7 protein-coding genes are annotated in these 7,274 nt (G+C 71.3%); 3 read left to right on the forward strand and 4 right to left on the reverse strand.

Annotated features, from left to right (window positions below):
- Positions 1-111: 111 nt before the first annotated feature.
- Genes ACFWXO_RS44015 through coxB form a run of 3 tightly spaced genes read right to left on the reverse strand, consistent with a single transcriptional unit; the run spans position 112 to position 3,160 of the window.
- A complete protein-coding gene (locus ACFWXO_RS44015; RefSeq protein ID WP_375893315.1) occupies positions 112-534 on the reverse strand; it encodes a cytochrome c oxidase subunit 4 in 423 nt (140 codons plus the stop codon).
- Complete coding sequence (gene ctaD / locus ACFWXO_RS44020; protein WP_375893317.1) at positions 534-2,309, reverse strand: cytochrome c oxidase subunit I; 1,776 nt, start codon at positions 2,307-2,309, stop codon at positions 534-536. Before ctaD ends, ACFWXO_RS44015 begins: the two co-directional genes overlap by 1 nt.
- Positions 2,306-3,160 (reverse strand): cytochrome c oxidase subunit II, encoded by an 855-nt coding sequence (coxB, locus tag ACFWXO_RS44025; RefSeq protein WP_375893319.1) that lies wholly within the window; start codon positions 3,158-3,160, stop codon positions 2,306-2,308. The genes ctaD and coxB overlap by 4 nt, the downstream gene beginning before the upstream one ends.
- 369 nt (positions 3,161-3,529) lie before the next feature.
- Here coxB and ACFWXO_RS44030 point away from each other — a divergent pair, with 369 nt between their 5' ends.
- Positions 3,530-4,921 (forward strand): cysteine desulfurase/sulfurtransferase TusA family protein, encoded by a 1,392-nt coding sequence (locus tag ACFWXO_RS44030; RefSeq protein WP_380532574.1) that lies wholly within the window; start codon positions 3,530-3,532, stop codon positions 4,919-4,921.
- 25 nt (positions 4,922-4,946) lie between these two features.
- Here ACFWXO_RS44030 and ACFWXO_RS44035 read toward each other — a convergent pair whose 3' ends face one another.
- A complete protein-coding gene (locus tag ACFWXO_RS44035) occupies positions 4,947-5,921 on the reverse strand; it encodes a carbohydrate kinase family protein (protein WP_375897352.1) in 975 nt (324 codons plus the stop codon).
- Positions 5,922-6,200: 279 nt separating this feature from the next.
- On the opposite strand from ACFWXO_RS44035, the gene ACFWXO_RS44040 reads away from it, so the two are divergent.
- Positions 6,201-6,410, forward strand: a complete 210-nt coding sequence (locus ACFWXO_RS44040) for a hypothetical protein (RefSeq protein ID WP_375897353.1) — start codon at positions 6,201-6,203, stop codon at positions 6,408-6,410.
- Positions 6,411-6,501: 91 nt separating this feature from the next.
- Positions 6,502-7,185 (forward strand): hypothetical protein, encoded by a 684-nt coding sequence (locus ACFWXO_RS44045; RefSeq protein WP_380532579.1) that lies wholly within the window; start codon positions 6,502-6,504, stop codon positions 7,183-7,185.
- Positions 7,186-7,274 lie beyond the last annotated feature (89 nt).

The raw sequence follows: 7,274 nt of genomic DNA on the forward strand, positions 1-7,274 counted from the left end.
ACCCCCGCGCGCCCCGCCGCGCCGCGGGGGGGGGCGGCCGCGCCCCCCGCGCGCGCGGGGGGGCGGGCACGCCGGTGGGGGCGCCCCCGGCCCTGTCGCCGGAGGCGGAACCTACTGGTTCTGGTTCTCGCCCCGGTAGAACTCGAAGACCCATCCAAAGATGCCGATCAGGATGATCGGGGCGGCCCAGAACATCAGCCACCAGCCGAAGATCACGCCCATGAACGCGAGCGCGCCACCGAGCGCCAGCGAGAGCGGCTGCCAGCTGTGCGGGGCGAAGAAGCCCAGCTCGCCGGCGTCGTCCGCCACCTCGGCCTCGGGGTTGTCACCCGCGCCGCTGTCCACCCGACGGGCGGTGAAGGCGAGGTAGTAGCCGATGAAGGCGCAGAGCGCGAAGGCCAGGAACAGCGCGGTGGTGCCGGCGGCCTCCAGGCCCGGGCCGTCCTTCGCGTTGCTGGTCCACAGGCCGTACGTGATGGCCATCGCCAGCACGAAGACCGACAGGCCCAGGAAGATCTTTCCCTGTTCCTTCATCAGGCGTCACCCTCCTGCTTGCCCTTGCCCAGCTTCGGGGCGTCGTACTTCGCCGGGGTCACACCCGCGAGGTGCTTGGCCGGCTCGCCGTGGTTCTCCAGGTAGTCCAGCGCGGCGATCTCCGGGTGGTGGAGGTCGAAGGCCGGGGATTCGGAGCGGATCCGGGGCAGGGTGAGGAAGTTGTGCCGCGGCGGCGGGCAGGAGGTCGCCCACTCCAGGGAGCGGCCGAAGCCCCACGGGTCGTCCGCGGTGACCTTCTCGCCGTACTTGGCGGTCTTCCAGACGTTGTAGAGGAACGGCAGGATCGACAGGCCGAGCACGAAGGAGCCGATGGTCGAGACGGTGTTCAGGGTGGTGAACCCGTCCGAGGCCAGGTAGTCGGCGTAACGGCGGGGCATGCCCTCGGCGCCCAGCCAGTGCTGCACCAGGAAGGTGGTGTGGAAGCCGAAGAACAGCGTCCAGAAGGTGATCTTGCCGAGGCGCTCGTCCAGCATCTTGCCGGTCATCTTCGGCCACCAGAAGTGGAAGCCGGCGAACATCGCGAAGACGACGGTGCCGAAGACCACGTAGTGGAAGTGGGCGACGACGAAGTACGAGTCCGAGACGTGGAAGTCGATCGGCGGCGAGGCCAGCAGGACACCGGTCAGACCACCGAAGAGGAAGGTGACCAGGAAGCCGACCGTCCAGAGCATCGGCGTCTCGAAGCTCAGCGAGCCCTTCCACATGGTGCCGACCCAGTTGAAGAACTTCACACCGGTCGGGACCGCGATCAGGAAGGTCATGAAGGAGAAGAACGGCAGCAGCACCTGCCCGGTGACGTACATGTGGTGCGCCCACACCGTCACGGACAGACCGGCGATCGCGATGGTGGCCGCGATCAGGCCGGAGTAGCCGAACATCGGCTTGCGGCTGAAGACCGGGATGATCTCCGACACGATGCCGAAGAACGGCAGCGCGATGATGTACACCTCGGGGTGGCCGAAGAACCAGAACAGGTGCTGCCACAGCATCGCCCCGCCGTTGGCGGGATCGAAGACGTGGGCCCCGAACTTGCGGTCCGCCTCCAGGGCGAACAGCGCGGCGGCCAGCACCGGGAAGGCCAGCAGGACCAGCACCGAGGTCAGCAGGACGTTCCAGACGAAGATCGACATCCGGAACATCGTCATGCCCGGAGCGCGCATGCAGATGATCGTGGTGATGAAGTTGACCGCACCGAGGATCGTGCCGAAGCCGGAGAAGGCCAGACCCATGATCCACATGTCGCCGCCGACGCCGGGCGAGTGCACCGCGTCCGACAGCGGGGAGTAGGCGAACCAGCCGAAGTCGGCGGCGCCGTTCGGGGTCACGAAGCCCGCCACCGCGATGGTCGAACCGAAGAGGTACAGCCAGTACGCGAACATGTTCAGACGCGGGAACGCCACGTCCGGGGCGCCGATCTGGAGCGGCATGATCCAGTTCGAGAAGCCCGCGAACAGCGGCGTCGCGAACATCAGCAGCATGATCGTGCCGTGCATCGTGAACGCCTGGTTGAACTGCTCGTTCGACAGGATCTGGGTCCCGGGACGAGCCAGCTCGGCGCGCATGACCAGGGCGAGGATGCCACCGATCAGGAAGAAGGCGAACGACGTGCCCAGGTACAGGGTGCCGATCGTCTTGTGGTCAGTGGTGGTCAACCACTTGATGATGGTCGAACCCGGCTTGCGGGTCCGCTGCGCCCCGACCGTGACGGCCTCGGCGCCCCCGCCGGCCGCGGCGGGCTCGTTGAGGATGGTCACTTCTCTTCACTTCCCATGCTGATGAGGCCGGAAGGCACCGCACCGTTCTGGCCCTTGGCGCGGAGCTCAGCCAGGTGCTTGTCGTAGTCGGCACGGTCGACGACCTTGACGTTGAACAGCATGCGCGAGTGGTCGTAACCACAGAGTTCGGCGCACTTGCCCATGTAGTCACCCTTGACGGTCGGGGTGACCTCGAACTTGTTCACCACGCCCGGTACGACGTCCATCTTCATCATGAAGTTGACGGGCCAGAAGTCGTGGATGACGTCCCGAGAGGTGAGCCGGAACTGCACCGTCTCGTTGACCGGCAGCCAGAGCGTCGGGACCACCTTGGGCGTACCGACTTCGTACGCGGCGTCCTTGTTGGCCGGGTCGGGGGTCTCGGTGTTCTCGTAGTTGAACGCCCAGCTCCACTGGAAACCGACCACGTTGACGTAGTGCTGCGGCTTCGCGGAGACATGCGTCAGCTTCGACTCGTCGCGGGCGACGAAGTAGAAGAGGACCGAGACGATGATGATGGGGACCGCGGTGTAGAGCGCCTCGATGGGCACGTTGTACCGGGTCTGCGGGGGGATCTCCACGCCGGTGCGCTTGCGCCGGTGGAAGATCACGCTCCAGATGATCAGACCCCACATCAGTACGCCGACCACCAGCGCCGCGATCCAGGAGCCCTGCCACATCTGGAGGACCATGGGTCCTTCCTTCGTGACCGGACTCGGGAGGCCAAGCCTGGGGAGGTCGTTGGCCGAGCAGCCGGTGGCGGTCGCGATGACGAGGCCCAGTGCCAGCGCCTGAGGCAGCTTCCGCCGCATCGTGCGCCGCGGCGAGCGGTCGGAGCCGTTGGGACTCACGTAGCGCCTTCCCGAAGTCTCGCCCGCCTTCGCGTCGCACCGGGAGGGGAGTGTGAGCCCCTCCGGCGACCCGTCCACGGGCACGGTTTGAATGCTTATGCGGGCCAAACCCTACTCCAGCCTTATGCGCTCCTGACGGGCAGCCCCCGGTAACGCGCCGCCCGGTCGCCCGATCAGGCCCGGCAGGCGCTGCGCCGCAGGTCATCCCAGGCATTCGAGGTCCTTACGCCCGATCGGGGGATGACCTCGAACAACGCGGGTGACGGCCCGTCGGCACCGGACGAAGCGGACATTCGGGGTGATCGACTGACGGCCGGTGAGCAATGCGGACCGAGCCGCGCGGCTCCGGGTGTGTCGTTAAATGTGACCGTGTACTTCGACGTGGCCTCGACGGCCCCTCTGCACCCCGTCGCGCGGCAGGCCCTGACCGCCGCCCTGGACGAGGGCTGGGCCGATCCGGCCCGGCTGTACCGCTCCGGCCGGCAGGCCCGGATGCTGCTGGACGCCGCCCGCGAGACGGTCGCCGCCGTCCTGGGCGCGCGGCCCGACGAGATCTCCTTCACCGCGAGCGGGACGCAGGCCGTCCAACTCGGGCTGCTGGGCGCCCTGGCCGGGAACCGCAGGCGCGGCGGGCACCTGGTGCACTCCGCGGTGGAGCACTCCAGCGTGCTGCACGTCGGCGAACGCCACGAGGCGGGCGGCGGCGAGGTCTCGGTGGCCCCGGTGGACCGCACCGGGCGGGTGGACCCGCGGGCCTTCGGCGCCCTGCTGCGGACCGACACCGCGCTGGCCGCGCTGCAGAGCGCCAACCACGAGGTGGGCACCGTCCAGCCGGTCGGCGAGGTGGCCGAACTGTGCGCCGCGGCCGGGGTTCCGCTGCTGGTCGACGCCGCACAGAGCGCCGGACGGATGGACGTCCCGGCGGGCTGGTCGCTGCTGACCGCGAGCGCCCACAAGTGGGGCGGACCGCCCGGGGTCGGCGTCCTCGCCGTGCGCAAGGGCGTCCGGTACGCCTCGCCGCTGCCGGCCGACGAGCGCGAGGGCGGGCGGGTGCCCGGCTACGTCAACGTCCCGGCGATCGTGGCCGCGGCCGCCTCGCTGCGCGCCGTCCGGGCGGAGGCCGAGCGGGAGAACGCCCGGCTGCACGCCCTGGTGGAGAGGATCCGCGGCCGGGTGCCGCAGCTGGTGCCCGAGGTCGAGGTGGTCGGCGACCCGGTGCGGCGGCTGCCGCACCTCGTCACCTTCTCCTGCCTGTACGTGGACGGCGAGGTGCTGCTGACCGAGCTGGACCGGGCGGGCTTCGCGGTCTCCTCCGGCTCCTCCTGCACCTCCTCCACCCTGACGCCGAGCCACGTGCTGGCCGCCATGGGCGTGCTCACCGAGGGCAACGTCCGGGTCTCGCTGCCGTACGGGACGGCCGAGGCCGACGTGGAGCGCTTCCTCCGCGTGCTGCCGGACGTGGTCGCCGGGGTCCGCGCCCCGCTCGGGCTGGACCTGCCGGCGCCGGCGGGCGACGCCGGGCCACTGCTCGTGATCGACGCGCTCGGCAAGCGGTGCCCGCTGCCGGTGATCGAGCTGGCGAAGCGGATCGGCGAGGTGCCGGTGGGCGGCACCGTCGCCGTGCTGGCGGACGACGAGGCGGCCCGGCTGGACGTCCCGGCCTGGTGCGGGATGCGCGGTCAGGAGTACGCCGGGGAGGCCCCGGCCGCCGACTACGGCGGCGACCGGGGGTCGGCCTACCTGGTGGTGCGCCGCTCCTGAGGGGCGGACCACCAGGGCCCGTCCGCTAGACCAGGTGGGTGCGGATCTCCGCGGCGGCCTCGGCCCCGTAGGCGTCCTCGATCCGCTTCAGGAAGGCGGCCGGACGCAGGTCGTACTCCTGGGTGCCGACGGTCTCGATCACCAGGGTGGCGAGCATGCAGCCGAGCTGGGCGGCGCGCTCCAGGTCGAGGCCCCAGGACAGCCCGGACAGGAAGCCGGCCCGGAAGGCGTCGCCGACGCCGGTCGGGTCGACCTTGGCCTCCTCGGCCGGGCAGCCGACCACGATCGGGGCCTCGCCCTTGCGCTCGATCCGGACGCCCTTGCTGCCCAGGGTGGTGACCCGGGTGCCGACGCGGGTGAGCAGCTCCTCGGCGTCCCAGCCGGTCTTGGTCTCGATCAGCGCGGCCTCGTACTCGTTGGTGAAGAGGTACGAGGCGCCGTCCACCAGCTCGCGGATGTCCTCGCCGTCCAGGCGGGCCAGCTGCTGGGAGGGGTCGGCGGCGAAGGCGTAACCGCGGGTGCGGCACTCCTGGGTGTGGCGGACCATGCCCTGGGGGTCGTCGGCGCCGACCAGGACGAGGTCGAGGCCGCCGACGCGGTCGGCGATCGGCTTGAGCTCGATGTTGCGGGCCTCGGCCATGGCACCGGTGTAGAACGAGGCGATCTGGTTGTGGTCCTCGTCCGTGGTGCACATGAAGCGGGCGGTGTGCCGGGTCTCGGAGATGTGGACGGAGTTGCAGTCCACGTTGTTGCGCTCCAGCCAGCTGCGGTACTCGGCGAAGTCCGCGCCGGCGGCACCGACCAGGATCGGCCGGAGCCCGAGCACGCCCATGCCGAACGCGATGTTCGGCGCGACGCCACCACGGCGGATGTCCAGGGCGTCGACCAGGAAGGACAGCGACACGGTGTGCAGCTGCTCGGCGACGAGCTGGTCGGCGAACCGACCGGGGAACGTCATCAGGTGGTCGGTGGCGATCGAGCCGGCGACGGCGATACGCACGGGGGTCTCCTCAGGATGGCAACAGGGCCAGCGGGGGCGAATGAACCCACTCACGGTACCCGTCCGGCACGGCACGCCAGCAAGAGTCCCGCAAGCTGCCGGTCGCCTTCCCCGCCATGGTGGCACCCCGGCCCCCCCAACGTGTACTACCTCCGGGTAGCACTGGTGGGCCCACCGGGCCGGGCCTAGGGTCGGCCCCATGGAGCCCTGCCGCGATCGGTCGGGGCCCGTCGACGACCGTGGCGATGCGGCCACGGCCCTTGATCGGAGCGATGCCCGATGATGTCCGACCCCTTCCCCCCGAGCGCCCGCCGAGCCGACGCGGACGCCGAGAGCCTCGACGCGCTGGTCCGCTCATCCCGGCGGCTGCGCCGGTTCTGGCCGGTGGTGACGGCCGGACCGGAGCCCGCCGCCCCCGCGTCCGTCGGCGTCCGGGTGCCGTCCGGGGCGCAGCGGCTGGTCGCCGGGATGGCCGAGTACGGCATGTGAGGACCGGGGAACCGGATCCGACCGGGGCACGTCACATCCGCGCGGTGCGGCCGAGGAGGCCGCGCCGCTGAGCCCTCGGGAGGATGCGCAGATGGATCTGGAGACGATGCCCCGCCGCGGTCGGCGGGCGGTGGCCCTGGCGGTGGCCGCGCTGGCGGCAGTGGTGACCCTGGCCGGCTGCAACGGCGACGGCAAGGGTTCCGGGGACTCGGCGGCGAGCACCGCCTCGGCCTCCGTGAGCAGCTCGGCCCCGCCGAGCGGGTCCCCGACGGCCCCGGCGGACTCCGGTTCGCCGTCCGCGCCGGCGCCCGCGGGGGCCCCGTCGGGCGGGGCGACGCCGACCCCGGCCGAGCCCGCACCCGGGCGGCCCACGACGCCGGCCACTCCCCCGCCCAACGGGATCGCCCCGGGTGAGCCCAACCCGGCCGGTGGCGGCCCGGCCAACTCCAACGTCCGGCCGCCGACCGGCTACCGGCTGGACGGCAGCAACAAGCTGACCGTCTACTTCTTCGGCGGGGTCTGCACCACGTACGCGGTGAAGGCGGACGAGTCGCAGCCGGGCCAGGTGGGCGTGGTGATCGTGCCGGGCCCGCCGACCGTCCAGCCCGGGCACGTCTGCACCGCGATGGCCAAGCGGCAGGCCGTCTCCGTCGACCTGCGCTCGCCGCTGGCCGGGCGGACGGTGGTGGATCGGACGAGCGGCCAGGAGGTGCCGATGGAGGGCGACGCCCACGCGGGCCCGGACCCGGTCACCCCGGACGGCGCCGCGCGCTAGGGCCTGTCCGGCGGATCTTGGCAGATCAGCGCGCGGCGTTGGGCGCCCGGCTGGGCGTGCGCCCGAGTCGGCCTCGTACTGGACGTACT

It is taken from the genome of Kitasatospora sp. NPDC059088 (assembly GCF_042738155.1).
Lineage (GTDB): Bacteria > Actinomycetota > Actinomycetes > Streptomycetales > Streptomycetaceae > Kitasatospora.

Coding starts and splice junctions, on each gene's coding strand:
- ACFWXO_RS44015 (WP_375893315.1), bottom strand. CDS start 534: ATGAAGGAACAGGGAAAGATCTTCCTGGGCCTGTCGGTCTTCGTGCTG.
- ACFWXO_RS44040 (WP_375897353.1), top strand. CDS start 6,201: ATGATGTCCGACCCCTTCCCCCCGAGCGCCCGCCGAGCCGACGCGGAC.
- ACFWXO_RS44045 (WP_380532579.1), top strand. CDS start 6,502: ATGGATCTGGAGACGATGCCCCGCCGCGGTCGGCGGGCGGTGGCCCTG.